The organism is Photobacterium sp. DNB22_13_2 (assembly GCF_052873915.1).
Genome location: NZ_JBNNXU010000167.1, coordinates 1 through 263, shown reverse-complemented (window position 1 = coordinate 263; position 263 = coordinate 1). Strand labels below are relative to the sequence as shown.

Here is a 263-nt window from a genome sequence, read left to right as displayed (position 1 = left end):
GCCGTGCGCGTGCCCTTGGCGGCGCGGTAGGCGTCGGCACCATAGCGCGGATGGAACGATGCCAGCGGCGTCGGCACCGGCGAGAATGTGTTGGTCTCGTGATTGAAGCGGGCGATCAGGATGCGCATGGGCGTGTATCGGTTATATGGGGCCAGCGGCTTGCAGCATGGCATGCAGCAGCACGTTGCAACCGGCTTCCAGGTGTTCGGGCCGGGCGTCTTCGATCTCGTTGTGGCTGATGCCGTCCTTGCACGGCACGAAGA

General features: G+C 64.6%; 1 protein-coding gene. It reads right to left on the bottom strand.

The window, feature by feature from the left end; genetic code table 11:
* The coding region (locus tag ACVA58_RS28230; protein ID WP_446513545.1) for a M81 family metallopeptidase at positions 1-128 on the bottom strand (128 nt) is incomplete at its 3' end.
* Positions 129-263 lie beyond the last annotated feature (135 nt).